23 protein-coding genes are annotated in these 24,960 nt (G+C 67.5%); 9 read left to right on the top strand and 14 right to left on the bottom strand.

Going from position 1 to position 24,960, the window contains the following annotated elements; all coding sequences use genetic code 11:
- Positions 1-58: 58 nt before the first annotated feature.
- Positions 59-1,534 carry an Asp-tRNA(Asn)/Glu-tRNA(Gln) amidotransferase subunit GatB gene (gatB, locus tag BLTE_RS07825; RefSeq protein ID WP_126399093.1) on the top strand — a complete coding sequence of 492 codons (1,476 nt, stop codon included), beginning with the start codon at positions 59-61 and terminating at the stop codon, positions 1,532-1,534.
- A 180-nt stretch (positions 1,535-1,714) separates the two neighbouring features.
- Here the strand turns inward: gatB and BLTE_RS07820 are convergent, their stop codons facing one another.
- Positions 1,715-2,221, bottom strand: a complete 507-nt coding sequence (locus BLTE_RS07820; RefSeq protein ID WP_126399091.1) for a YciE/YciF ferroxidase family protein — start codon at positions 2,219-2,221, stop codon at positions 1,715-1,717.
- Positions 2,222-2,600: 379 nt separating this feature from the next.
- Here BLTE_RS07820 and BLTE_RS07815 point away from each other — a divergent pair, with 379 nt between their 5' ends.
- From BLTE_RS07815 to BLTE_RS07800, 4 genes are all read left to right on the top strand, one after another.
- The gene (locus BLTE_RS07815; RefSeq protein ID WP_126402112.1) at positions 2,601-3,071 is read left to right on the top strand and encodes a GNAT family N-acetyltransferase; all 471 of its coding nucleotides are present in this window, start codon (positions 2,601-2,603) and stop codon (positions 3,069-3,071) included.
- A 252-nt stretch (positions 3,072-3,323) separates the two neighbouring features.
- The gene (locus BLTE_RS07810) at positions 3,324-3,971 is read left to right on the top strand and encodes a glutathione S-transferase N-terminal domain-containing protein (RefSeq protein ID WP_126399089.1); all 648 of its coding nucleotides are present in this window, start codon (positions 3,324-3,326) and stop codon (positions 3,969-3,971) included.
- A 529-nt stretch (positions 3,972-4,500) separates the two neighbouring features.
- Positions 4,501-5,976, top strand: coding sequence for a SulP family inorganic anion transporter (locus BLTE_RS07805; protein WP_126402111.1), 1,476 nt, complete (start codon positions 4,501-4,503; stop codon positions 5,974-5,976).
- 14 nt (positions 5,977-5,990) lie between these two features.
- Positions 5,991-6,860 (top strand): universal stress protein, encoded by an 870-nt coding sequence (locus BLTE_RS07800; RefSeq protein ID WP_126399087.1) that lies wholly within the window; start codon positions 5,991-5,993, stop codon positions 6,858-6,860.
- A 60-nt stretch (positions 6,861-6,920) separates the two neighbouring features.
- Here the strand turns inward: BLTE_RS07800 and BLTE_RS07795 are convergent, their stop codons facing one another.
- From BLTE_RS07795 to hemP, 4 genes are read right to left on the bottom strand one after another with little or no spacing between them, the layout of a single operon-like run.
- Complete coding sequence (locus BLTE_RS07795) at positions 6,921-7,715, bottom strand: heme ABC transporter ATP-binding protein (RefSeq protein WP_126399085.1); 795 nt, start codon at positions 7,713-7,715, stop codon at positions 6,921-6,923.
- Between the two features lie 3 nt (positions 7,716-7,718).
- The gene (locus BLTE_RS07790) at positions 7,719-8,795 is read right to left on the bottom strand and encodes a FecCD family ABC transporter permease (RefSeq protein ID WP_126399083.1); all 1,077 of its coding nucleotides are present in this window, start codon (positions 8,793-8,795) and stop codon (positions 7,719-7,721) included.
- Complete coding sequence (locus BLTE_RS07785) at positions 8,792-9,766, bottom strand: heme/hemin ABC transporter substrate-binding protein (RefSeq protein WP_126399081.1); 975 nt, start codon at positions 9,764-9,766, stop codon at positions 8,792-8,794. The genes BLTE_RS07790 and BLTE_RS07785 overlap by 4 nt, the downstream gene beginning before the upstream one ends.
- 8 nt (positions 9,767-9,774) lie before the next feature.
- A complete protein-coding gene (gene hemP, locus BLTE_RS07780) occupies positions 9,775-9,924 on the bottom strand; it encodes a hemin uptake protein HemP (RefSeq protein WP_126402110.1) in 150 nt (49 codons plus the stop codon).
- Positions 9,925-10,231: 307 nt separating this feature from the next.
- Between hemP and BLTE_RS07775 the strand changes: the two genes are divergently transcribed.
- From BLTE_RS07775 to hutW, 4 genes are all read left to right on the top strand, one after another.
- Positions 10,232-12,400 (top strand): TonB-dependent hemoglobin/transferrin/lactoferrin family receptor, encoded by a 2,169-nt coding sequence (locus tag BLTE_RS07775; RefSeq protein WP_244600155.1) that lies wholly within the window; start codon positions 10,232-10,234, stop codon positions 12,398-12,400.
- A gap of 308 nt (positions 12,401-12,708) precedes the next feature.
- The gene (gene hmuQ / locus BLTE_RS07770; RefSeq protein ID WP_126399079.1) at positions 12,709-13,038 is read left to right on the top strand and encodes a heme-degrading protein HmuQ; all 330 of its coding nucleotides are present in this window, start codon (positions 12,709-12,711) and stop codon (positions 13,036-13,038) included.
- Between the two features lie 69 nt (positions 13,039-13,107).
- Positions 13,108-13,623 (top strand): heme utilization cystosolic carrier protein HutX, encoded by a 516-nt coding sequence (gene hutX, locus BLTE_RS07765; RefSeq protein ID WP_126399077.1) that lies wholly within the window; start codon positions 13,108-13,110, stop codon positions 13,621-13,623.
- Positions 13,620-15,005 (top strand): heme anaerobic degradation radical SAM methyltransferase ChuW/HutW, encoded by a 1,386-nt coding sequence (hutW, locus tag BLTE_RS07760; RefSeq protein ID WP_126399075.1) that lies wholly within the window; start codon positions 13,620-13,622, stop codon positions 15,003-15,005. The genes hutX and hutW overlap by 4 nt, the downstream gene beginning before the upstream one ends.
- Before the next feature lie 478 nt (positions 15,006-15,483).
- Here the strand turns inward: hutW and BLTE_RS07755 are convergent, their stop codons facing one another.
- The 9 genes from BLTE_RS07755 to BLTE_RS07715 all read right to left on the bottom strand — a co-directional run bounded on the left by BLTE_RS07755 (position 15,484) and on the right by BLTE_RS07715 (position 24,815).
- Complete coding sequence (locus BLTE_RS07755; RefSeq protein ID WP_126399073.1) at positions 15,484-16,350, bottom strand: energy transducer TonB; 867 nt, start codon at positions 16,348-16,350, stop codon at positions 15,484-15,486.
- Entirely contained in the window at positions 16,347-16,772 is a 426-nt protein-coding gene (gene exbD, locus BLTE_RS07750; RefSeq protein ID WP_126399071.1) for a TonB system transport protein ExbD, read from the bottom strand. The genes BLTE_RS07755 and exbD overlap by 4 nt, the downstream gene beginning before the upstream one ends.
- A gap of 4 nt (positions 16,773-16,776) precedes the next feature.
- The gene (gene exbB / locus BLTE_RS07745) at positions 16,777-17,844 is read right to left on the bottom strand and encodes a tonB-system energizer ExbB (RefSeq protein ID WP_425290288.1); all 1,068 of its coding nucleotides are present in this window, start codon (positions 17,842-17,844) and stop codon (positions 16,777-16,779) included.
- Between the two features lie 716 nt (positions 17,845-18,560).
- The gene (locus BLTE_RS07740) at positions 18,561-19,010 is read right to left on the bottom strand and encodes a hypothetical protein (RefSeq protein WP_126399069.1); all 450 of its coding nucleotides are present in this window, start codon (positions 19,008-19,010) and stop codon (positions 18,561-18,563) included.
- A 161-nt stretch (positions 19,011-19,171) separates the two neighbouring features.
- On the bottom strand, positions 19,172-19,867 hold the full coding sequence (aat, locus tag BLTE_RS07735; protein WP_126399067.1) for a leucyl/phenylalanyl-tRNA--protein transferase: 696 nt from the start codon (positions 19,865-19,867) through the stop codon (positions 19,172-19,174).
- Positions 19,868-19,970: 103 nt separating this feature from the next.
- Positions 19,971-21,320 (bottom strand): acetyl-CoA carboxylase biotin carboxylase subunit, encoded by a 1,350-nt coding sequence (gene accC, locus BLTE_RS07730; RefSeq protein WP_126399065.1) that lies wholly within the window; start codon positions 21,318-21,320, stop codon positions 19,971-19,973.
- A 43-nt stretch (positions 21,321-21,363) separates the two neighbouring features.
- A complete protein-coding gene (gene accB, locus BLTE_RS07725; protein ID WP_126399063.1) occupies positions 21,364-21,846 on the bottom strand; it encodes an acetyl-CoA carboxylase biotin carboxyl carrier protein in 483 nt (160 codons plus the stop codon).
- A gap of 512 nt (positions 21,847-22,358) precedes the next feature.
- Positions 22,359-23,141 carry a DsbA family protein gene (locus BLTE_RS07720; RefSeq protein WP_244600154.1) on the bottom strand — a complete coding sequence of 261 codons (783 nt, stop codon included), beginning with the start codon at positions 23,139-23,141 and terminating at the stop codon, positions 22,359-22,361.
- A gap of 234 nt (positions 23,142-23,375) precedes the next feature.
- Complete coding sequence (locus BLTE_RS07715) at positions 23,376-24,815, bottom strand: M48 family metalloprotease (protein ID WP_126399061.1); 1,440 nt, start codon at positions 24,813-24,815, stop codon at positions 23,376-23,378.
- Positions 24,816-24,960: the final 145 nt, after the last annotated feature.

Here is a 24,960-nt window from a genome sequence, read left to right as displayed (position 1 = left end):
ATCCCGCTATATAGGCCCAACCCCATTCATCGAAGATCCCGCACCGAAGATCCCGACCATGACCGAATCCCGCACGCCCGATCCGAAATCCTTCATCAAGGGCGCCACCGGCGACTGGGAGGTGGTGGTGGGCATGGAGATCCATGCCCAGGTGAATTCGGAGGCCAAGCTGTTCTCCGGTGCCTCCACCGCCTTCGGCGGTGACCCCAACAGCCACGTGTCGCTGGTCGATGCCGCCATGCCGGGCATGCTGCCGGTGATCAATGGCGAATGCGTGCGGCAGGCGGTGCGAACCGGCCTGGGGCTCAACGCAAAAATCAACGATAAGAGCGTCTTCGACCGCAAGAACTATTTCTATCCGGACCTGCCGCAGGGCTATCAGATCAGCCAGTACAAGAGCCCGATCGTCGGCGAGGGCGAGGTGGTGGTCGATCTCGAAGGTGGCCGCCAGATCAAGGTCGGCATCGAGCGACTGCATCTGGAGCAGGACGCCGGCAAGTCGCTGCACGACCAGCACCCGACCATGAGCCATGTCGATCTCAACCGTGCCGGCGTGGCGCTGATGGAGATCGTCTCCAAGCCCGACATCCGTTCGGCCGAGGAAGCAAAGGCTTACGTCTCCAAGCTGCGCACGATTCTGCGCTATCTTGGCACCTGCGACGGCGACATGGAGAAGGGCAATCTGCGCGCCGACGTCAACGTCTCGGTACGCCGGCCGGGCGAGCCCCTGGGCACCCGCTGCGAGATCAAGAACGTCAACTCGATCCGCTTCATCGGCCAGGCCGTCGACACCGAAGCGCGCCGGCAGATCGCCATCCTGGAGGACGGCGGATCGATCGACCAGGAAACAAGGCTGTTCGACCCCGGCCGCGGCGAGACCCGCGCCATGCGCTCCAAGGAGGAGGCGCACGACTACCGCTATTTCCCGGACCCCGATCTCCTGCCGCTGGAATTGGAGGCCGACGAGATCGCGGCGCTGAAGCGCGATCTGCCCGAACTGCCGGACGCCAAGAAGGCGCGCTTCGTCGCCGAGTACGGCCTCACCGCCTATGATTCCGACGTGCTGGTGGCCGAGAAGGAGGCCGCCGACTTCTTCGAGGCGGTGGCGAAGGGCCGCGACGCCAAGGCGGCCGCCAACTGGGTGATCAACGAACTCTTTGGCCGCCTCAACAAGGAGGGCAAGGACATCGGCTCGTCGCCGGTGTCGACCGCCCAGCTTGGCGGCATCCTCGACCTGATCGCCTCGGGCGCCATCTCCGGCAAGATCGCCAAGGACGTGTTCGACATCGTGTGGACGGAGGGCGGCGAGCCGGCCGCCATCGTCGAGGCGCGCGGCCTGAAGCAGGTCACCGACACCGGCGCGATTGCCGCCGCCATCGACGAGGTGATCGCCGCCAACCCCGACAAGGTCGAGCAGGCCAAGGCCAAGCCGACCATGATCGGCTGGTTTGTCGGTCAGGTGATGAAGAAGACCCAGGGCAAGGCCAACCCCCAGGCGGTCAACGACCTGCTGAAGGAGAAGCTGGGGCTTTGACCACCCATCCTGACGTCGTCCCGGGCAAGCACCGTAGGTGCTCGACCCGGGACCGTTGCCAGGATGGGTGCCTTTTCCGGATGACGGTCCCGGGTCTCGCTTACGCTCGCCCGGGACGACGTCGCTTCATGACGAACGGGTAGCCGACTGAGCCGGCCGCCCGATCGCCAGGAGCGCCGCTCAGCTTACGGCGCGCAGATTGATCTTGCTCTCGGCCGCGGCGGTGAGCTTCTTGTCCGTCGCCTTCTCCTCGTCGAGGTTTTGCTTCAGCAGGGCGGCGCAGTCGGCGCGGCCGAGTTGACGCGCCCAGGCGACCAGTGTGCCATAGCGCGTGATCTCATAGTGCTCGACCGCCTGGGCGGCGGCGATCAACGCCGCGTCGAGCACTTCGGCATCGCCGACCTGGCCGACGATCTCGCTAGCTTCCTCCAGAATGCCGTCGATCGCCGGGCAGCGTACCTGCCGCGCGGCGGAGCCGTGCATGGCGAAGACCTTTTCGAGCCGAGCGACGTGGCCTTCCGTCTCGCTCCGGTTCATCTCGAAGTCCTGTTTCAGTTGCGGGTCGTGCGCCTTCTCGACCATCATCGGCAGCATCTTGAGAATCTGCTTCTCGGAATAGTAGATGTCGCGCAGCGTATGCACGAAGAGATCGTCGAGGCTCTTGATGTCCTTGGAAAACAGGCCCATGGCTCAATCCTTTCGATCGTTCGGTGGGGGATTCCACGAGGCGGTCGGGCCGCGTCCGATCTGCAGGCGCAGAGAGCGGGGATGGTCGGCCCACGGGCAGCGGGGTTCATGAACGGCCACGCCCGTCACCGGGTATGCGGTGCGGGCATGTGTCCAGGAAATGCTGCAACGGGCCGTCTCACGGACGTGCGCGGACATGCATGTGTCCCAATACTCGCTACTCGGCACGATGTGTGCCGAGACGGGTGTTCCGGGACATCCCGGCTCGCGGTCCGGTGTCCGCCGGCATAACGCGAAGGCGGGAGGGGGCGTTCCGCCCCGGCCATGGTCGTTTCGTCGCACCGGTGGTGGGACAGGAGGAGGGCGAATGGATCTGGGGATGGGGCAGGGCGCTTCGGCGCTGACGATCGATCGCGCACGGCCTGAGGATTTGCCGGACATCGTCGCCATGTTCGCCGCCGATCCGCTGGGCGGCCATGACGACACGGACGACGCCGCGGCGCTGCCGCGCTATCGGGCGGCGTTCGAGGCGATTGCGGCGTCGCCCGGCACCGATCTGTTCGTCGCCCGGATCGATGGCCGGGTGGCCGGCACCTATCAGCTCATCGTGACCCATTCGCTGGCCGGGCAGGGTGCGGTGCGGGCGATCCTCGAAGGTGTGCAGGTCGCGCCGGATCTGCGCGGCCAGGGCATCGGCGCGGCCATGGTGGTCGATGCCGAGCGGCAGGCGCGGGCGCGGGGTGCTTCGACGTTGGCGCTGACATCGAATGTGGCGCGCCTTGATGCCCACCGCTTTTATGAGCGGCTGGGCTTCGCGCGGAGCCACGCCGGGTTCAAGAAGCGGCTGTGACGCAAGCCTCTGTAGACGCCCCTGTTGTTTCCTGCAGCCGCCCCCTGCGCGGCAGGCCGTTGCAGGGCAGGGCCGCTGACTTTAGGTTCCGCCGCCCGCCGCGTTCGCGGGTGGATGCGGAATCAGGCTGAATGCGCCGGAGTTCCGCGATCCAGCCGCCGGAGATCCCGTCCTCGGACCCGGATGTTCGGCGCGACTTGGATCGGCAGGCCAGGATCTGGTCAGCCGGTCTGGCTTTACTCGGAGTTCGTCATGCCTGCTGCGCCTGCGCCGATCGAACTGCACTACTGGCCGACCCCGAACGGCTGGAAGGTCTCCATCATGCTGGAGGAGTGCGGGCTGCCCTACACCGTGGTGCCGGTGAACATCTCCAAGGGCGACCAGTTCAAGCCGGAGTTTCTCGCGATCTCGCCCAACAACCGGATTCCGGCGATCATTGATCCCGACGGGCCGGACGGCCGGCCGATCTCGGTGTTCGAGTCGGGGGCCATCCTGCAGTATCTCGGCCGCAAGACCGGGAGGTTCTATCCGGCCGACGAGCGCGCCCGCGTCGAGGTCGAGCAGTGGCTCTACTGGCAGGTCGGCGGGCTCGGGCCGATGGCCGGGCAGGCGCACCATTTCCGCATCTACGCGCCCGAGAAGATCGAGTACGCCATCAACCGTTACACCAACGAGGTTGCCCGGCTCTATGGCGTGATGAACAAGCGCCTCGCCGACCGGGAATATCTGGCGGGCGACTACTCCATCGCCGACATCGCCTGCGTCGGCTGGGCCAAGCTGTGGGAACGCCAGGGCCAGGACATTGCCCGCTTCCCCCATTTCAAGCGCTGGCTGGATGCGGTGAAGGCCCGCCCGGCGGTGCAGCGCGGCCTCGCGGTGATGGCCGAGGAGCGGAAATAAGCGCTCATGCCAACTGCCCCCGAGTTTGACCCCACCTTCGTCATGGCCGGTTTCTGGACAGCCACCTGCAAAGGGCAAGGGCCGGATCCTTGGTCAACAAGAAGTTCGTCGTCGAGCTTGATGCGCGCAAGCCTCGCCCAGCAGACCGTAAGCCGTCGAGCCGATGCCATACCGCTTCGTCGCCGCTGCGAAGCCCAAAAAATTGCCAAACCGCGGGAAGAATGTGTAAGGTGATTACCAACTAAATTTTACCGGAACCGCAATTGCTGCGTTGCGGCAAAGACTGTAAAATAATTATATCAAAGAAACGGCAAACCGAAGCGTCGGAGTCCCAACCCGTGTAAGCCTCCTGCTCGTTGCGAGCCATTTCGACATCACCGCGCTCGCACGAGGCTGCACGTCCGACTCACCGCGTCTTGCTGGCCCAAAACCACCCAGAGTTCATTCTCTGTTCCGTTGGCCGGAAGACGCATCTGCGTTCGCCCCCAACTGCCACCACGGCTGGCAACCCCACCGGAATAGATGAATGATGAAATCCTTACGCCAGGAGTGGCTTTCCAATATCCGAAACGATCTGCTGGCAGGCATCGTTGTCGCGCTGGCACTCATCCCCGAAGCGATTGCTTTTTCGCTCATCGCCGGCGTTGACCCCAAGGTCGGCCTGTACGCCTCATTCTGTATCGCCACTGTGATTGCCTTCGTCGGCGGGCGTCCGGGTATGATCTCGGCCGCCACGGGGGCAATGGCGCTGCTGATGGTCACCCTGGTGAAAGAGCATGGTTTGCAATACCTGCTCGCCGCCACGGTGTTGACCGGCGTCCTCCAGATCATCGCGGGCTGGCTCAGGCTCGGCGCACTGATGCGCTTCGTCTCGCGCTCGGTGATCACCGGCTTCGTCAATGCGCTGGCCATTCTGATTTTTATGGCGCAACTGCCCGAGCTGATCAATGTCACCTGGCATGTCTATGCCATGACGGCAGCCGGGCTCGGCATCATCTACCTATTCCCTTATGTCACCAAGGCGGTGCCGTCGCCGTTGGTTGCCATCGTCGCGCTGACGGCTGTTGCCGTGTTTCTTGGCCTCGACATTCGCACCGTGGGCGACATGGGCACGCTGCCGGACAGCCTGCCGGTGTTCCTCCTGCCCGACGTGCCGCTGAACCTTGAAACGCTAAAGATTATCTTCCCGGTATCGGCCACCTTGGCAGTCGTCGGCCTGCTGGAGTCGATGATGACGGCCTCAATCGTCGATGACCTGACCGACTCGAGCAGCAACAAGAACCGCGAATGCGTGGGACAAGGCGTGGCGAACATCGCGACCGGCTTTCTCGGCGGCATGGCAGGCTGCGCGATGATCGGCCAATCGGTCATCAACGTGAAATCCGGTGGCCGGGGCCGGCTGTCCACATTGGCGGCCGGCGTGTTCCTGCTGCTCATGGTGGTGTTCGTCGGCGACTGGGTTGCGCTCATTCCGATGGCGGCCTTGGTCGCGGTGATGATCATGGTGTCCATCGGCACCTTCAACTGGGCCTCGATCCGCAACCTGCGCGAACACCCTAAGAGTTCCAGCGTGGTGATGCTGGCCACCGTGGTGGTGACGGTCGGCACCCATGATCTGGCCAAGGGCGTGCTGGTCGGCGTGCTGCTGTCTGGCTTCTTCTTCGCGCACAAAGTGGGCCAGATTCTACGTGTGACCTCGCGAACCGAGGACGAGGGCCGCATGCGGACCTACACGGTCGCGGGGCAGGTGTTCTTCGCTTCGGCGGAGCGCTTCATCAATGCCTTCGATTACAGGGAGGTCATCGAGAAGGTGCGCATCGACGTGAGCCGTGCCCACTTCTGGGACATCACTGCCGTAAGCGCCCTGGACAAGGTGGTCATCAAGTTCCGGCGCGAAGCCACCGAGGTGGAAATCATCGGGATGAACGAGGCCAGCGCCACGATGGTGGACAAGTTCGCCGTGCATGACAAGGACGGCGCTGAAGACATGCTGACGGGCCACTGAAGGGAGGAAAGACCATGAATAGCAAAAACAAAGTGCTGGCCTGCGTCGATCAATCCCGCTTTGCGGATTACGTGGCCGACTATGCTGCTTGGGCTGCCAGACGCATGGATGCGCCGCTGGAATTGTTGCACGTCATCGACCGCCATCCCGAATTGGGATCGGGCGAAGACCACAGCGGTGCCATTGGCATCGACGCCCAAGAGAATTTGCTGACCAAGCTATCGACCGAGGACGAGGCCCGCACCAAGAGCGCACGAGAGCAGGGCCGCATCTTCCTTAATCGCCTGCGCGAACGCGCTGTTGCCGCTGGCGCGATGCAGGTCGATGTGCGTCAGCGCCACGGCGAACTGGAAGAGACGCTGGCCGAGCAGGAGCAGGAGGAGGGTGTGCGCCTGCTCGTCCTGGGCCGCCGTGGCGAGGCTGCGGAAATGACGCGGCGCGATCTCGGCCGCAATGTCGAGCGCGTGGTGCGCGCCCTCCGTAAGCCCATTCTGACCGTGACCGAAGACTTCAAGGAACCGCGGCGCGTGATGATCGCCTTCGATGGCGGCACCATCACCCGGCGTGGCGTCGAGATGGTCGCGGAGAGTCCGCTGTTCCGGGGCCTGCCGATCTACCTGCTGATGTCGGGCAAGGAAAGCCAGGACGCCATCAAGAAGCTTGATTGGGCCAAAACCACCCTGGAAGCCGCGGGCTTTGACGTTACCGCCGCGCTGATCCCAGGCGATGCAGAAAGCATCATTGCCAAGACGGTCAAAGAACAGGCCATTGATATGCTCATCATGGGCGCGTTTGGTCACTCGCCGCTGCGCAGCCTGCTGTTCGGGAGCAAGACCGCCGATCTGTTGCGCTCATCGACCATTCCCACGCTGTTATTGCGATAGCTTTCTGGCGTGGAGAAATGAAAGTTTGATGCGGTTTCCGGCTGATCAGCCGGACGCCGCTCAAACCATCGCCCGCATGGCGTGCGGCAGCACGAAGGGCGTGCCCTGCGGCGGCACGTGGCCGACCGCATCGCCGACCCGGAACACCGTCTGCAGCATCGATTCGGTCACGGTCGCCTGCGGCGACCCGTCGGCCGCGAGCCGGCCGCGGTCGAGCACCACGATGCGATCGGCGGTGCGGGCGGCGATGTTGAGGTCGTGCAGAACCGCCAGCACCGTGCCGCCGCGGGCGGCGAACCGGCGCATCGAATCGGCGATGTCGAGCTGGTGGCGCAGGTCGAGAGCGGCGATCGGCTCATCGAGCAGCATCAGGCCGGGGCCTTCGGTCTCGGCGCCGACCATGAGTTGCACCAGTACGCGGGCGAAATGGGCGCGCTGCTGCTCGCCGCCCGACAGCGTGGTGATGATCCGCTCGCGGAAGCCGCAGAGGTCGACCTCTGCCAGCGCGGCGTCGACGAACGCCTCGATGCGCGGCCCCTGACGCTCGCCGGCTCCCATCCGCACCACCTCGGCGACGGTGAAGGCGAACGCCACGGTCGAGTTCTGCGACATCACCGCCCGCCGCCGCGCCAGGGCCGCCGGTCTGAGGCTGCGGATATCCGCGCCCCGCAGGCGCACGCAACCGGCGCGCGGCACGATCTCGCCAGACAACGCCCGCAGCAGGGTCGACTTGCCGGCGCCATTGGGGCCGACCAGCGCCACCACTTGGCCGGCTTCGATGGCGAGCGAGACGCCATCGACCAGCCGCTTGCTGCCGGCAGCCACCGTAATCGCCTCGGCATCCAGCACGGCCATCGGTCACAGCCCGATCTGCGCCCGCTGCCGCAGCAGCAGGCCGAGGAACACCGGCGCGCCCAGAATGGCGGTGAGGATGCCGATCGGCAGCTCGGCTGGCGCCACCACCAACCGCGCCAGGGTGTCGGCGCCCAGCATCAGCACCGGGCCGAGCAGCAGCGCGGCCGGCACCAGCAGCCGGTGCCCCGGCCCGATGATGAGCCGCAGCAGATGCGGCACGATGATGCCGACGAAGCCGATCACGCCGGACACCGCCACCGCCGCGCCCACCGCCGCCGACACCAGCACGATGGCGAGGCGCTTGAGCCGTTCGACCGAGGTGCCGAGGTGGAACGCCTCGGCTTCGCCGAGCGCCAGCCGGTCGAGGTCGCGCACCAGCAGCGGTGTGGCGACCACCAGCGCCAGCAGGAAGGGCAGGATGGTCGCCGCCTTGGCCCAGGTGGCGCCCGACAGCGAGCCGAGCGTCCAGAACGTCACATCGCGCAATTGCCGGTCGTCGGCGACGAACACCAGCAGGCCGGTGAGTGCCCCCGCCAGCGCGCCGATCGCCAGCCCGCCGAGCAGCAGCATGGCGATGGAGGTGCGCCCGCCGCGCGTGGCGATGCGGTAGAGCGTGGCGGTGACGACGAGCGCCCCGGCGAAGGCCGCAACCGGCAGCGTCTCGGCCGGTAGCGTCGGCATCAGCCGGTCGCCCAGCACGATGGTGGCGGCGGCGGCCAGCGCCGCGCCGCTGGAGACGCCGACGAGGCCGGGATCGGCCAGAGGATTGCGGAACAGCCCCTGCAGGATCGTGCCGCCGGCCGCCAGCAGCGCGCCCACCATCACCGCCATGGCGATGCGCGGCAGGCGGATCGACCACACCACCAGCCGGTCGCGCTCGACCGTCGCGGGATCGCCAGCAACCAAGCCCAGCGCCGCCGGCAGCCGCTCCAGTGGAATGCCGGCGGCGCCGACCGTCGCGGCACTGAGCGCGGCCGCGATCAGCAGCGCGAGCAGGATGCCCAGCACCAGGGCTGGCGCATGCGCCAGCGGGTGGTGCGGCCGCTCGGCGCCGGCAGTGGCCGGCAGCGCCATGGTCATCGGCTGCAGTCCGGTGCGGGTGGGCGCGGTGCGGCGGCAAGGCCGGGATGCAGTGTCTGGGCCAGATCGAGCGCCGCCTGTGCGGTGATGGGGCCGAAGGCCAGCGCCTGCGCCCCGATGCGGTGGAAGGCGCGATGCTCGGCGGCCGGCGTGGCGGCGAAGCCAGCGTGCGCGAACACCTGATCGGCTGTCAGCATGCCGGCGCCGCCGGGACCGGGGATACCGCCGGTGTCCATGACGATCACCGTCTCGGGGCGGGCGGCGACAACCGCCTCGTCGGTGACCGGCTTGTAGCCGTCGAGGTTGTCGAACACGTTGACCGCACCGACCAGCCGGATCATCCCGTCGGCGGCGGTACCGCGGCCGGCGACCATGGCCCGGCCATTGACGAAGGACAGCAGGAACACCACGCGCGGCGGCGCCGTCACCTTGCTGCCGAGCCCGGCCAGTGCATCGAGATCGCCCGCCACCGCCGCGGCGAGGCATTCGCCGCGCGTCGCGGCGCCGGCGGTCGCCGCGATCAGGCGGATCTTGGCGAGGATGCCTGCGCCGTCATAGCTGTCCGGCACCCGCACCAGCGGCACGGCGGCCGCCTCCAGCACCCGCACGGTCTCGGGCGGGCCGGCCGCCGCGGCGGCCAGCACCAGCGAGGGATTGGTGCCGAGCACGCCCTCGGGAGAAAGCTGGCGCAGATAGCCGACGCTCGGCTTCTCCTTCAGCGCCCGCGCCGGGAACTGGCTGGTGGCATCGACCGCCACCACCCGCCCGTCGAGCCCGAGCGCATAGAGAATCTCGGTGACCGCGGCGCCCACCGACACGATGCGGCTGGCGTCGGGGGAGGTCGCACCGGCTGCCATGGCGCGAGTGGCGGGGAAGGAAATGGCAAGACCGGACAGGACGAGCCCCGCCAAGACGAGCCCCGCCAAGACTGGCCGCGCCAGGACGGCGATCCGCGCAGCGCTGGTTCGCATCGCACCCCTCATTTGGTCAGGATCAGCTTGTTCTGGGCCGTGAGGCGCAGCCGATAGGTCTCGGTTCCGTGCCCGATGGTGATCTCGCGGGTGGCGACGAACAGGTCGCAGCTTTCGATCCGGTTCCGCTCGATGGGGATGGCACGTTTTGCCGGCATTTCCGCGGAATTCTGCCTGGAATTCGCAGTAATATCGACCTTGAGACGATCATTCAGCACGTCAGACCTGCCCCTTTTATTCGATCGGCATGATGCAGTTGCTTCGTTTCGAACGATTCCAGAAACGAAGACCGCTTTTTTGAAACAATCTAAACTTCATTTATATTTGTTGACTCGACCTAATGCAAATGACTACTAAATGCAATAGCTGAGTGCCGCCCGCATCGCCGGGCGGCCCTGCCAGCCAGCCGCCATCCGGCGCGCCCGCCAGCAGCGAGTCGATCAAGGCAGGCGCAGGAGCAGGCGAGTGAAGACGAATCGGACAGGAGGCGCGGCGGCGCGGCTGGCAGGGGTGTCGATGGCGGCGGCCGGTGCCCTTGCCGCCGCGGTGCCGCAGGCGGCAAGCGCGCAGCAGGCGACGGCGCAACAGGAGATGAGCGCCGACGAGGTGCTGATGCTCGATCCGGTGACGGTGCTGGCGACGCGGACCGAGGAATTGGCGATCGACGCGCTGGCCGCGGTCAGCGTCGTGACCGAGGGCGACCTCGACACCATCATGCCGACCCGGCCGGCCGAGGTGTTCAAGTACGTGCCCGGCGTTTCGTTCTCCGATCGCGGCGACGACCCCGGCTCGTCCATCAATATTCGCGGCCTGCAGGATTTCGGCCGCGTCGCGGTGATCGTCGACGGCGCCCGTCAGAACTTCCAGCGCTCGGGGCACGGCTCCGACGGCCAGTTCTATCTCGATCCGGAGATGCTCTCCGGGGCCGAGGTGGTGCGCGGCCCGGTGGCCAACATCTACGGCTCCGGCGCCATCGGCGGCGTGGTGTCGTTCACCACCAAGGACACCGACGACATCCTGCGGCCGGGCGAGCGCTGGGGCGCGCTGGCCAACACCCTGTTCGGCACCAATCGCGGCCAAGCGATGGGCTCGCTGTTCGGCGCCGTGCGGCCGGCCGACAGCTACGACGTCGCGTTCGGCGCCTCCTACCGGACGGAGTCCGACTACGACAACGGCAATGGCGAGCGGGTGGACAATTCGGGCAACGACATCTCATCCGGCCTCGCCAAGGCCACGTTCCGTCCCGCCGACGGCCACGAGATCAAGCTCGCCGGCCTCACCAACCGCTCCGATTACGTGGTCGGCCAGACCACGGCTTCGGCCTCGGCCTACGACACCAAGCTGCAGAACGACACCGCCTCGCTGCGCTGGCGCTATTCCAAGCCCGAGGACCGGCTGTTCGATTTCGAGGGTTCGGTCTACTGGAACCGCACCGACATGGACCAGACAAAGGTCGGCGGCACCTCGGGCCAGATCAGCGGTATACTTGGCGCGGCGCGCAACTTCAGCATCGACACCGCCGGCTTCGACCTCCACAACACCACGCGCTTCGACACCGGCTCGTTTCGCCACGCCTTCACCTATGGCGCCGACTTCTTCAACGATCAGGTCTCGACCAACGACCCCACCGGCGCCTCGGATCTCTCGACCCCGTCCGGCGAGCGCTCCGTCTATGGCGGCTTCCTGCAGTGGAAGCTCAATCATGCCGATTGGTTCGAGTTGATCACCGCCGCCCGCTATGACGGCTACGAGCTGTCCGGCGGCGGCAATTCCTCGGAAGGCGACCGCATCTCGCCCAAGGTCACGCTCGGCATCACGCCGCTGCCGTGGCTCACCGTCTACGGCACCTATGCCGAGGGCTATCGCGCTCCCGCCGTGACCGAGACGCTGGTGGCCGGCGCCCACCCCGGCTACGCGCCCGGCATTCCGAGCCTGTTCACCTTCGTGCCCAATCCGGCGCTGCAGCCGGAAGTCGGCAAGACCAAGGAGATCGGCTTCAACATCCGCAAGGACGACTTGTTCAAGAAGGGCGATGCGCTGCGCGCCAAGATCAATGTGTTCCGCAACGACGTCGAGAACTACATTGAAATCTTCACCTATGGCGATCCGGTCACTTGGTGTCCGGTGACGTTTCCCGGCTGTCCGCCGGTTCCGGTGGTGACCATCAACGACTATTCGCTGGCGCAATACCGCAACATTCCCGAGGCGGTGATCGAGGGCTTCGAGTTCGAAGGCCGCTACGATGCCGGCGGCTGGTATCTCCGCCTCACCGCCCAGTGGATGGAGGGGCGCAACGTCATCGACGATCTTGCGCTGCTGTCGATCCCGTCCGACCGGATCGTCACCGCCGCCGGCATCCGCCTGCTCGACCGCAAGCTGACGGTGGAGGCAAGCTGGACGGCGGCGCGCTACGACCACGTTCCCGACGGCTACACCTACACCGCCGCCTACAATCTGGTGGACATCTATGTCGGCTACCAGCCGACCCCGGACGTGCTGCTGCACGCCGCGGTGACCAACCTGCTCGACGAATACTATCTGCCGATCCCTGTCGCGCAGCCCGACATGATCCTGGCCACCGCCGCCCCCGGCCTCGCCTTCAAGGGCGGGCTCAAGATCCGGTTCGGGGGCTGAACGATGCGCCTGCCGGCGACCGCGCCCAGACCGGTTCGTGCGGACACGGCACTTGAACGTCCGCGCGAGGCCCCCACGCGCGGCCGCTCCGGGATCGCTGTGCGATCGCCCGGAACGCGCAGGAGGCCGGCCGGCGTTTCACCTCCGTTACGCCGCGCCGGCCTCTCTCCGGCACCCGAACTCCACGCACCCGTTCTCCGCGCGGCCTGCGCGGACCTGCCGGCGGCCCGCCCCCCGGTGCCGCCGGCAGGACTTGTCGTTTTCCCAGCGTTCGTTCGCCAGCCGACGCCAGCACCAGGAGAAGAACCGTGTTCATCGCCATGAATCGCTTTCGCATCGCCAAGGGCCAGGAGGACGCGTTCGAGCGCATCTGGCTCGGCCGCGACTCGCGCCTGCCCGAACTGCCGGGCTTCGTCGCCTTCCATCTGCTCAAGGGGCCGGAAGCGGCGGACCACACGCTCTACGCCTCGCACACGGTGTGGGCGACGAAGGCTGACTTCGAGCACTGGACCACCTCCGAGCAGTTCCGCAGCGCCCATTCCGGCGCCGGCGGCGGCTCGGCCTCCGGCATCTATCTCGAACACCCGACATTCGAAGGCTTCGAGGTGCGCCAGACCATCGAGGCCAAGACCGGCTGAGCCGGCCGGCCCAATTCCCATCCCCAGGCAGCGCCCGCGGCAGGAGCCGCGGGCCGTGGAGTGAGAGACATGACCGTACCCGCCGAACTCGTCCGCCGAATTGCCGCCAATCCGGGCCTGGTGATCGAGCAGGCCGCCCATGAATACGGCGTCAGCGCCCGCACCGTGGTCGAGGCGCTGCCCGCAGCGATGCGCCGCTTCGCGCCGGCGTCCGCTTTCGAGGAAGTGATGGCCGACATCGCCGGCTGGGGCGAGGTCACGGTCATCGTCCACACCGTAGACGGCATCTTCGAGATGACCACCGCCGTGCCGCGCGGCGAGATCGGCCATGGCTATTTCAATCTGATGTCGTCGAGCGGCCTGCACGGCCATCTGCGCCACGACCGCTGCGGCGGGCTGGGCTTCGTCGAGCGCCCGTTCATGGGCAAGCCGTCGGCGGCGGTGCTGTTCTTCAACATCGACGGCGGCATCATGTTCAAGGTGTTCGTCGGCCGCGACGAGAGCCGCGCGCTGCGCGTCGACCAGCTCGAAGCCTTCCGCGCGCTGGCCGACCGGCTGGCCGGTGCGGTGGAGGCCGCGGCGTGAACGGCCAGCCGTCCATGTCCGGCCACAAGGCGCCGGCAGCCGATCCGATCGCCCGCTTCTTCGCGGCAGGCGAGGGCGACCCGCTGACGGGCGCCTTCACGGCGCGCGTGCCGGTCATGCCCTGGCGCAACGCCACGCCGGTGCCGCCGGAGGAGACCGCGGCGGTTTACGCGGACGCGCTCGCCCGCCGGCGCGAGGATACCACCGTCGCCTATCTGCACATTCCGTTCTGCCACAATCATTGCCTGTTCTGCGGCTTCTTCCAGACGGTGTGGCACCCGGATCTGTCGGCGCCGTTCGTCGACGACGTGCTGGCCGAGCTGGCGCGCGCCGCTGACGCGCCGCTGGTCGCCGAGGGACCGCCGATCGCCGCGGTCTATCTCGGCGGCGGCACGCCGACCGCGTTGGCCGCCGCCGATCTCGGCCGCCTGATCGAGGGTCTGCGCCGGCATCTGCCGCTGGCCGCCGATTGCGAGATCACGGTGGAGGGCCGCATCCACGATTTCCCGATCGACAAGGCGAAGGCCGCCCGCGATGCCGGCGCCAACCGTTTCTCGATCGGCGTGCAATCGTTCGACACGACGATTCGCCGCCGCCTTGGCCGCAAGGCCAGCCGCGCCCAGATCGAGCGGGCGCTGGGCGACCTATTGGCGCTCAACGGCCCGGCGGTGATCGCCGACCTGATCTATGGCCTGCCGGGACAGGACAGCCGCACTTGGCAGGTCGATGTTTCGACCGCGATGGCACTCGGCCTCGACGGCGTCGACGTCTATGCCCTGAACGTCTGGCAGCACGGCCCGCTGGCCAAGGCGATCGTGCGGGGCAAGCTGCCGCAGGCGGCGGTTCTCGGCGATCAGGCCCGCTTCTATGACGAGGCGGTGAGCCGCCTTGTCGATGCCGGCTGGCGCCAGCTTTCGCAGGCGCATTTCGGCCGCACCACGGTCGAGCGCAACCGCTACAACCGGCTGGTCAAGGACGGTGCGGTGTGCCTCGCCTTCGGCGCCGGGGCCGGCGGCTCGGCCCACGGCCTGTCCTGGCGCACCATTCCCGCGCTCGACCGCCGCGCCGAGGCGATCGCCGCCGGCCGCTGGCCGATCGAGGGCATCGCCCGGCTTCCGGCCGACCACGCCGCCCGTACCCGCGTCATCACCTCGCTCGATCTCGGGCGGCTCGACCTCGCAGCTCTGGAACGCGAGGCGCCCGGCGTGCTGGCAGCGGCCGAACGCCTGCTCGCCAATTGGCGCGCCGCCGGGCTGATCAACATCGTCGATGAGGTGATGACCACCACCCGCGCCGGTGCGTTCTGGTCGGTGAACCTCACCTCCGGCCTGCACGCCGCCCTCGACATGGCCGCCCAGGGCACCGCCACCCGCGCGGCGTGATACCAACGGCCCCAGACACTGACGCGTGGGGCCGTTGACTCTCACGGATTTTCTTGTGGGAAATCAAAGATTTCTCGAAAATCCGCAACCGGAGCCAACGGTCCGCTTTCGCAGCCGTTGGTATGATGCTCTCTCCCGTGTCATCCCGGACGGCGCGAAGCGCCGAGCCGGGATCGTGCGCAGAGCAGGCTCCGAGGGCGCAATAGCAAAGCGTATTGCGCCGAAGCTGACGGCAGATACAGGCGGCGGAAATGGCGGACTACGCTGCGCAATTGCGCCCACTGTAGAGCGAGTCTCTTTCCTGAAACGGTCCCGGGTCGCGCAGCTTCGCTGCTTGCCCGGGACGACGACCTGGGCTTCGTCATCCCGGCCAAGCGCCCTCGGGCGCGTGAGCCAGGATCGTCTGCGCAATGAGTGGCTTTCCTGCCGGCGGTCCCAGGTCGCGCACCTTCACCTCGCCCGAGGAGACGCGGCTGCCTCACCGCAGGCTGTAGCGGATCGGCACCGAGAAGCTGAAGCGCGCGCCCGCAAGCTCGGGCGGCGGCGGCGGTAGCGGCTGCGCCCGCAGGATCAGCTCGGCCGTCTCGCGGTCGAGCGACGAGTGGCCGGAGCTGGCGGTGAGGCGGCTGGCAATGACGTGGCCGGCGCGATCGACGGTAAAACTGAGCCGGGCGACGCCGGTCTCGCCGCGCGCCTGCGCTTCGGCCGGGTAGCGCTTATGGCGCTGCAGATGGGCGACGATCCGGCTATTCCAGTTCGGCAGCGCGTTGCTCGCGCCGTGGCCGAACGTCTGCGATGCCGGGACGGACGCCACGGCTTCGGCGGAACTCGGCGCGGTGGTGGCCGCGGCCGTCTGCGGCCGCTTCGGCTTGCGCTCGGGCTTCTTCGCCTCGCGCTTCGGATCGGGCTTCTTGACTTCGGAGGTCTTGATGTCGGGCCGCGGCACCGGCTTCGGGGCCGGTACTGCCGGCACCGTCTCCGGCACCTCGATCGGATCGGGCGTCGGCGGCTCCACCGCCGCCTGCTCGGTCTCGAGTGGCGTCTCGGCCGTCTCAGGCTCGGGGGGCGACTCGGTCTTTTCGGGCTCGGTTTCCTCGGTCGTCTTCGGCTCAGGGGTGAGATCGGCCTGGGTCTGCTCGGGCCCCGGAACGCTCTCGCTGCTGGCCGAGTCCGGCGAGGCTGACATCAGTTCGAGCTCGATCACCACCGGCATGCCGGCCGTCACCTCCTCGGACTGCCAATTGGTCAGCACCGCCAATGCGACCGCGCCGTGCGCCGCCGCGGCAAACGCGAATGCGAGGCCCCAGCGCAGCGAATCCTGACGGGGGAACGTGGGCGAAGTCATCGCTGCCCTCCGGCATCGAGCCCGACCAGCGCGACCTTGAGATAGCCGGTCGAGCGCAGCACGTTCATCACCGACATCAGATCGCCATAGGCCACCGCCTTGTCGGCGCGCAGGAACACCCGCTGCTCGCGGTCGCCGCCGGCGGCGCGGTCGAGCGCGGCGGCAAGCCCCTCGCGGCTCACCGAATCCTCGCCGACCGTCAGCGACAGGTCGGACTTCACGGTCAGGAACAGCGGACGGTCGGGCCGCGGCTGCCGTTCGGCGGTGGAGGAGGGCAGGTTGACCGCCACATCGACGGTGGCGAGCGGCGCCGCGATCATGAAGATGATGAGCAGCACCAGCATCACGTCGATGAACGGCGTGACATTGATCTCGTGCACCTCGTCGATGTCGCCGTCGCCGCGGCCGAAGTGCATTGCCATGGCATTACTCCGCAGCGGTCCGCGCCACGCGCGGCCGGCCGGCGGCGTGGCGGTCCAGGTCGCGGCCGGCGAGGCGCAGCACCGCCGCCGCCGCATCGCCGACCAGCCCGCGATAGCCGGTGATCTGGCGCGCGAAGGCATTGTAGATCATCACCGCCGGGATGGCGGCGACCAGACCGAGCGCCGTTGCGAGCAGCGCCTCGGCGATGCCGGGCGCCACCACCGCCAGATTGGTGGTCTGCGCCTTCGAGATGCCGATGAAGCTGTTCATGATGCCCCACACCGTGCCGAACAGGCCGACGAACGGCGCGGTCGAGCCGATGGTGGCCAGGATTCCGGTGCCGCGCGCGATCCGGCGGCTGGCTGCGGCCTCGATGCGCTCAAGGCGGGAGAGGATGCGCTCCTTGATGCCGGCCGCCGCAAGCTCGCCCGATGCGTCGATCTCGACGGCTGCGGCGCGGGCCAGCGCCGTCACCGCGCCGTCCTGCGGCACGAGTCGCGCCAGCGCGGCATCAAGCGTGGCCGAGTCTTCCAGCACCTCCAGATCGGCACGGACGCGCCGGCGCGCGGCGGTGAGTTCGACCGTCTTGGCGAGCCACACCGTCCAGGTCAGCACCGAGGCCAGCAACAGGCCGACCATCACCACCTGCACTACGATGTCGGCCGCCAGGAACATGCCGAGCGGCGACAGATCGCGCGGCAGGTCGGCGGGCCTGTCGATCGACGGCGCGGCAGCGGGGGCTGCAGCAGTGGGGAGAGGCGCCGCCGTTGGTGCTGTCGCCGAGGGAGCCTCTGTCGCCGGGGAGGGAGCGGGCGGGGACGTAGGTTCCGCTACTGCCGGCGCGGGTGGCGCAGCGATGGCGGGGGCGTGCGTTTGATGGACCTGCGGCGGCTCCGGCTGCACTTGAGCGGCCGCCACGTTCGGCGACCACAGCAGGGCTGGAAGGAGGATCGACAGCAGCGCCCGCCTCACCCCGGACATCCGTTCGGCCTGCGTGCCGCGCGCCATCCGCGCGCTGCCGCCATGGGAAACGTCCAATCTCCGCTGGCCCGCCACAGTCACAATCGTCATCCCCTCATACGAAATCCGGGCCGACCATGCCGGAGCCCCGGACTCCGATTGCCGGAACTCCCGCTGCCGGAAGCAGAATGCCAGCCCACACGGCACACCTGAAGTATGCCGCATCCGCAGCCACGATTCATAGTCAACCGCGCGCCGAGGTCAACAGCGCAAGTCCATATTCGAAATGGTACATTTCCAATGTGAAGTCAAAATTCCGCACATCGACGTAACAATAAAGCAGAGGACTTGTCGTTGATTGTCCGTCCGCAACGGAATTGGCAGGGGAGCGCTGCTGCCGTCGAGCTTTCCACCGAAACCGGCGGCAGCAGGCCAGTTGAAGCCGGTCAAAACGGCCCCTCATGGCGTAATTGGACACCGCCGCTCTGCAATGCACATGGCGGTCTTGCAGTGCAACCTGGAGCGCCTTTGCCGGCGCCACCGCACCGTCGGGCAATACATCGGCGACGGGCAGGGGACGTGCCGTCGGCCCGTCCGGACGCGGTCGGGAACTCTGGCCTCGTCCGCGGGCGTTTGCACGGATCGGTGCGAACCGGGCAGGGACCGGCGCGCTCCCGCGGCTGTTTGCACGCGGCCGTCCAGATGCGCGCGATCGAGCGTGCGGCGCGCCCGCCAAATGGAAAAAGGGCGCAGCCCACCGGCTGCGCCCCGAAATCCAACTCGGATTCTCACCGACTCGGTCGGTCGCGACGCGACCGGAGAATGCTCTAACGCAGGCTCACCGACATGCCGCTGAGGCCGGCGGAAATGTCGAAGCCCACCCGCTGACCGGACAGTTCGAGGATCACGCCGTTCGAATTCTGCAGACGGACCGCACCGGCACCACCGGCAAAAGACGCACCTGCGCCGATGGCGGTGTAGGTGCCGGCGATGTCGGACGCCCGGCGCAGATTGAAGGCTCGGCCGACCAGTTCCGACTGCGACGCACCGATGATGGCACCCGCGCTGATGCCGCCGAAACGCAGCGGATAGAGGCGCCCCTTGAAGGTGAGCGTGCCTTCGCCGCCGCCGACGCCGATGATGAAGCCGCCGCGGGTGATGACCGCCCGTACCGTGCCCGTCGCCGCTTCCGACGGGGTCGGCACGCTGACCATTGCGACCAGGGCCAGCAGGGCCACGCGGAAGATGACGTGAACGGCCTTGTTCAGACGCTGCATTGCTGCCTCCTCAGGATTTTTGGCAACCACAGTAATTGGGCGGCGAAGTCATCTCGTCGATAGCGAGCATACGCAAAATATGCTCAGAACGGAAAAAAGTTGGTCTTCCGTTCGGTCATGGCTTGAAGTGGCAGCAGAATCGGCGGCTCCGGCAGGCAGCCTCAGCCCGGATCGGAGCGGCGCTCATTGGCCGATTGCACGATGGCGAGCGCGGCGGCACCCGGCATCGGCCGGCGCGCGGCGGAACGGAAATCGGCGCGTCCGGCGAGCGCCTGTTCGAGCAGCCGATGGTACTGGTGCCGTGACACCTCGATGCAGCCGAAGCTCTCCAGATGGCGGGTGGAGAACTGGGTGTCGAGCAGGGTGAAGCCGCCGACAAGGAGCAGCGCCACGAGGTGCACCAGCGCCACCTTGGAGGCGTCGGTCTCGACGTGGAACATGCTCTCGCCGAAGAAGGCGCGGCCGATCGCAACCCCATAGAGCCCGCCGACCAGCAGCCCGTCGCGGTAGGCTTCGACCGAGTGGCAGTGCCCGAGATCGAACAGATCGCGATAGAGCCGGCGGATGCGCGCATTGATCCAGGTGCGCATGCGCCCCGGCGCCGGTTCCGAGCAACCGTCGAGCACGCCCTCGAAATCGTGGTCGACCCGCACCTCGAACCGGTCGGAGCGGATGGTGCGGGCGAGGCGCCGGCTCACATGCAGGCCGTCCAGCGGAATAATGCCGCGCCGTTCCGGCTCGATCCAGTACAGGCCCGGATCCTCGGCACTCTCGGCCATCGGAAAGATGCCGCAGGCATAGGCCTTCAGCAGAACTTCGGGCGTGATGTCCACCTGTCCGGTGAAGCCGCGCGTCATGGCCAGATATCTCCGCCCCCCAGCGAAGAGCCGCGACGACCATAGCACATCGCGGCAGCATCGCAGCAGGGTACGGCGAAGCGTTCGCCGCCGGCCGAAACGCTCAGATGTCGGGCGAGCCGGCCAGGAAATGCTCCAGCCAATGGATGTCGTATTGGCCGTTGGCGATGTCGGGGTGGCGCACCAGCGTGCGGAACAGCGGCGCGGTGGTCTCCACGCCGTCGACCACGATCTCGTCCAAGGCGCGGCGCAGCCGCATCAGGCACTCGTTGCGGGTCTTGCCGTGGACGATCAGCTTGCCGACCAGCGAGTCGTAATAGGGCGGGATGGTGTAGCCCTGATAGACCGCCGAATCGACGCGCACGCCCAGGCCCCCCGGCGGGTGGAAATAGGTGATCTTGCCAGGAGAAGGGCGGAAGGTGGTCGGGTTCTCGGCATTGAGCCGGCACTCGATGGCGTGGCCGTTGATCACGATGTCGTCCTGGGTGATCGACAGCGGCAGGCCGGCGGCGAGCCGGATCTGCTCGTTGAGCAGATCGATGCCGGTGACCATCTCGGTCACCGGATGCTCGACCTGGATACGGGTGTTCATCTCGATGAAGTAGAATTCGCCGTTCTCGTACAGGAATTCCACCGTCCCGGCCGACAGGTATTTCAGCTTGCGCATGGCGTCGGCGACGACCTCGCCGATGCGGTTGCGGGCGTCGACATTGAGGGCCGGGGAGGGGCTTTCCTCCCATACTTTCTGGTGGCGGCGCTGCAGCGAGCAGTCGCGCTCGCCGATATGGACGGCGTTGCCGCGGCCGTCGCCCAGCACCTGGATCTCGATGTGGCGCGGCTTCTCCAGATACTTCTCGATATAGACCGTCGAGTCACCGAAGGCCGCCTTGGCCTCGGAGCGGGCGGTGGCCAGCGCGACGTCGAGATCGGCCTCGGTGCGCGCCACCTTCATGCCGCGGCCGCCGCCGCCGGCCGCCGCCTTGATCAGCACCGGATAGCCGATGTCGGCGGCGATCCGGCGGGCATCGACATCGTCGGTGATGCCGCCCTCCGAGCCCGGCACGCACGGGATGCCGAGCCGCTTGGCGGTGCGCTTGGCCTCGATCTTGTCGCCCATCAGCCGGATGTGCTCGGGCTTGGGGCCGATGAAGCCGATGTGATGGTCGGCGAGGATCTCGGCGAAGCGCGCATTCTCCGACAGGAAGCCGTAGCCCGGATGCACCGCCTCGGCGCCGGTGATCTCGCACGCCGCCAGCAGTTGGGGCACGTTGAGATAGCTGTCCTTGGCCGGCGGCGGGCCGATGCACACGCTCTCATCGGCGAGCTTGACGTGCATGGCGTCGGCATCGGCCGTCGAATGGACGGCGACGGTGGAGATGCCGAGCTCCTTGCAGGCGCGCAGAATGCGGAGCGCGATCTCGCCGCGATTGGCGATCAGGATTTTCGTGAACATGCGAGCCTCATTTCCTCCGGGCGATGCCCGGGGGGCGCGATCGTCACTCGATGATCATCAACGGCTCGCCGTATTCGACCGGCTGGGCGTCGCCGACAAGGATCTGCGTCACCGTGCCGGCGCGCGGCGCGGGAATCGCGTTCATCGTCTTCATTGCTTCGATGATCAGGAGGGTCTGACCTTCCTTCACCTGCGTGCCGATGTCGACGAACGCCTTGGAGCCCGGCTCCGGCGCGCGATAGGCGGTGCCAACCATCGGCGACTTCACCAAGCCCGGGTGGGCGGTCAGATCGGCGACGGCCTCGACGGCCGCCGCCGCTGCGACGGCTGGAATCGGCGCCGGCGCCGCGACGGTGACGGCATTGGTCGACATCGCCGCCGGGAACGGCGCGAGCTGGATGTTGCGGGCAACGCGGATACGCAGTTCGCCTTGCTGCACTTCGACCTCGGTGAGGTCGGTGTCGTTGAGCAGCTCCGCGAGTTCGCGGATCAAGGCAGGATCGATGGCGGGTTTGGGCTTCAACATTCTATCTCCCGGCGCCGGTTCAGACCGTCGCCTTCAGCTTGGCGGAGCGGTCGGCTCGCCGCGAATGAGCACTGAACACGTATGCGCGGGGGGATTTCGCGCAGGATACGTCTCGGCCGGACCGATCTCGCCGTCATGCCGATGCGCCGCGGCGAGCGCGCTTCCATCCGGCCCACAGCCGATTCCGAGAAGACGATGATCGCACCCATTGCAGACTGCAACCATCGGACCCATCTGGCGCGGCCGACCGGTTCGCCCGCCGGCGCTCTTATAGGCATGGATGTGTCCGGTGAAAAGCGGCCTGTATCGACCCGCCCGCCCCGTGGATTTCCGGGCGCCCGGCGTCGGGCCGGGATGTCCGGCCGACAGGCATGCACTTTCAGACTTTTTTGGCATTGACAGGCTTTGCGCCGATGCGGGCGGGGGCGCGTCCGGCTGGCCTGAACGGGGCCGCGACGATGCGGCGGCCCCGCTTCTGGCGCCCGGACATGCTCGAATCAGTGCGTCTCCGTTCAGCAGTCCTTTTCCGGGCAGGCCGCGCGCGCCGCCCGCAGCTGCTCGCGCAGCTTCTCCAGCCCGACGGCGCCGACCACCACCTCGCCGCCGACCACATAGCTCGGCGTTCCAGTGAGGCCGAGATCCTGGGCCAGCCGGAAATTCTCCTGCAGCGTCGCCATCACCTCGGGCGACTCCATGTCCTTGGTCAGGCGGGCCATGTCGAAGCCGACCTCCTTGGCCACCGCCATCGCGCGCTCGCGCGTCGCCTCGCCGCGGCCGCCCATCAGCTTCTGGTGGAACTCGAAATACTTGGCCGGGGTCGCCTGCAGCTTGGCGGCGAGCGCCACCGTGGCGGCCTGCACCGAGGACTCGCCGAGCACCGGGAAGTCCTTCAGCACCACCTTGAGATTGGCGTCGCTCTTGACCAGTTCGACGAGGTCGGAGAGCGCGCGCTTGCAGAACCCACAATTGTAGTCGAAGAACTCTACAATCGTGACATCGCCCTTGGGGTTGCCGATAACGACGCTCTTCGGCGAGTTGAGCAGCTGATCGCGATTGGCGGACAGCGCCTGCTTGCGGCGCTTCTCCTCGTCGGCATTGGCGCGCTTCTCGAGCTCCTGCAGCGCCTCCTGGAGGATTTCCGGGTTCTTCACGATCGTCTCGCGGACGATCTTCTCGACATCCTCGCGCGTCAGCGGCGCGGCCGTTTGTGCCCAGGCCGGCGCGGCGACAGCGGCGGCAGCGAGCAGCGCCAAGCCGGCCATGGCCGTCCGCGCCGTGAGGGAAAAGAGCGTCATTGGTCGGGGGCTCCTTGATGGCCGGTCGACACGGACCGGGGGATCGCTTGGCAGAGGCCCCGCCGGGCGTTCGTCTCGAACCCGGACCGGAGGGGCCTTTGCCGACAGGCTTAGAGCATTCTGCGCAAAAGTGGGAACCGGTTTCGCGGAAGGGAATGCGACAACTCGGCAACTCAGAGCATTCCTCGCAAAAGCGCGCACCGGCCTTGCGGGCAGGTTGCCTCGGTGCCCGGCTCAGCTTCTGCCGTCGAGCTTGGGCGGCTTGTAGTTCTCGATGTCGTCGGCCTTGAGCCAGCCGGGCGAACCATTGGCAAAGCGGGTCTTGGCGCGGGCCGCGAGGTGGCGCGCGGTCTGGAACTCGCCGCCGGCGAACGCCGCCTGGGCGGAGGCGAGGTCGGCATTGGCGATGTCGCCCTTGCGGCCATAGGCGATGGCAAGCTGCCGGTAGCCGTCGGCGGCCAGGGTCTCGCGGGTCAGCGCCCGCGACAGCTCGCGGATCGCTTCCTCGGCATGCGCCTTGTCGCCGGTCGCCACCAGCGCCTGCCCCAGCATGATGCGGATCAGATTGGCGTTCGGCGCCAGCGCCACCGCCCGCCGCAGCGGCGCGATGGCTTCGGCCGGCCGCGCGCTCTCCAGCAGCGCCTGCCCCTTCAGCTCGTGGAAATAGGGGTTGTTGGGCTGGGTGGCGATGAGCCCGTCGATCTGGGCGATCGCCTCGCGGACCTGCTTGAAGCGGTAGGCAGATATGGCGCGGGCGTAGCGCGCCGGCAGGCTGGTGTCGCTTAGCGGATAGCGGCGGGCCACCGTGTCGGCGCGATCGAAATAGCCGATGATCTTGGCCCGCATCAGATCGTGGCGAAGCTGCAGCTCGGCCGGGTCGCGCGCATCCTTGTAGGGGCTTTTCGCGACCAGTTCCTCGAGCTGCGAGATGCGCTCCCGGGGGAGCGGATGCGACAGCGTGTAGGGATCGACGCCGCGCGAGATGAACAGGCTCTGGTCGCTCAGGCGGCGGAACGTGTCCAGCATGCCCTTCGGCGACTGGTGGGTGGCGTGCAGATAGGTGATGGCCGCCCGGTCGGCCGCCTGTTCCTCGCCGCGCTGATAGGACAGGAGCGACCGGCGGATCATCTCCTGCGGGCCGGTCATGATGCCGCCCAGCGCGCCGCCGAGGTTCGTGTCGCGCGCCGAGCCGCTCGCCGCGCCTGCGGCGACGGCGCCGAGCGACAGCAGGAAGGCGACGATCGACACCGTCTGCGCTGCGGCAAGCTGCTGGCGCATGCGGGCGAGATGGCCGCCGGCGATGTGGCCGGTCTCGTGCGCCAGCACGCCGATGACCTCGTTCGGGTTCTTGGCCTCGACCAGCGTGCCGAGGAAGACGAAAATGCGGCGCCCGTCGGCAACGAAGGCGTTGAAATTCCGGTCGTTGATCAGCGTCACCTCGACATTCTGCTTCGCGAGGCCCGCCGCCTTGAGAACCGGCGTCATGTAGTCCTTGAGCAGCGCCTCGGTTTCGGCGTCGCGGACGATCGGCAGCTTCGGCTGTCCCTGCGCGGCCGCCGGCTGGGGACTGCCGGTGGTGACGGCGAGCACGAGCGCCAGGGCTGCGGCGGCGATCCGTCGCGGCAGGCCGGTCCGGGGAGCGGTGCGCGGTTGGGCGGGCTGACGGTCGGGCATTGCGGGCGGCGTCTCCTGTCCGGCCTCGAATACGCGACCATAGGGGGCAAGGCCGATCGCATCAAATCGACCTGCGAGGCGGCAACAATGAGGCGTCGCGGAATTGTTGAGGCGATTGGCTCCGCTTGTCACCCCGAACCTGTTT

This window comes from Blastochloris tepida (assembly GCF_003966715.1).
Taxonomy (GTDB): domain Bacteria; phylum Pseudomonadota; class Alphaproteobacteria; order Rhizobiales; family Xanthobacteraceae; genus Blastochloris; species Blastochloris tepida.
Note: the sequence above shows the minus strand (reverse complement) of the source record. Positions and strands in the feature narration are given on the sequence as shown.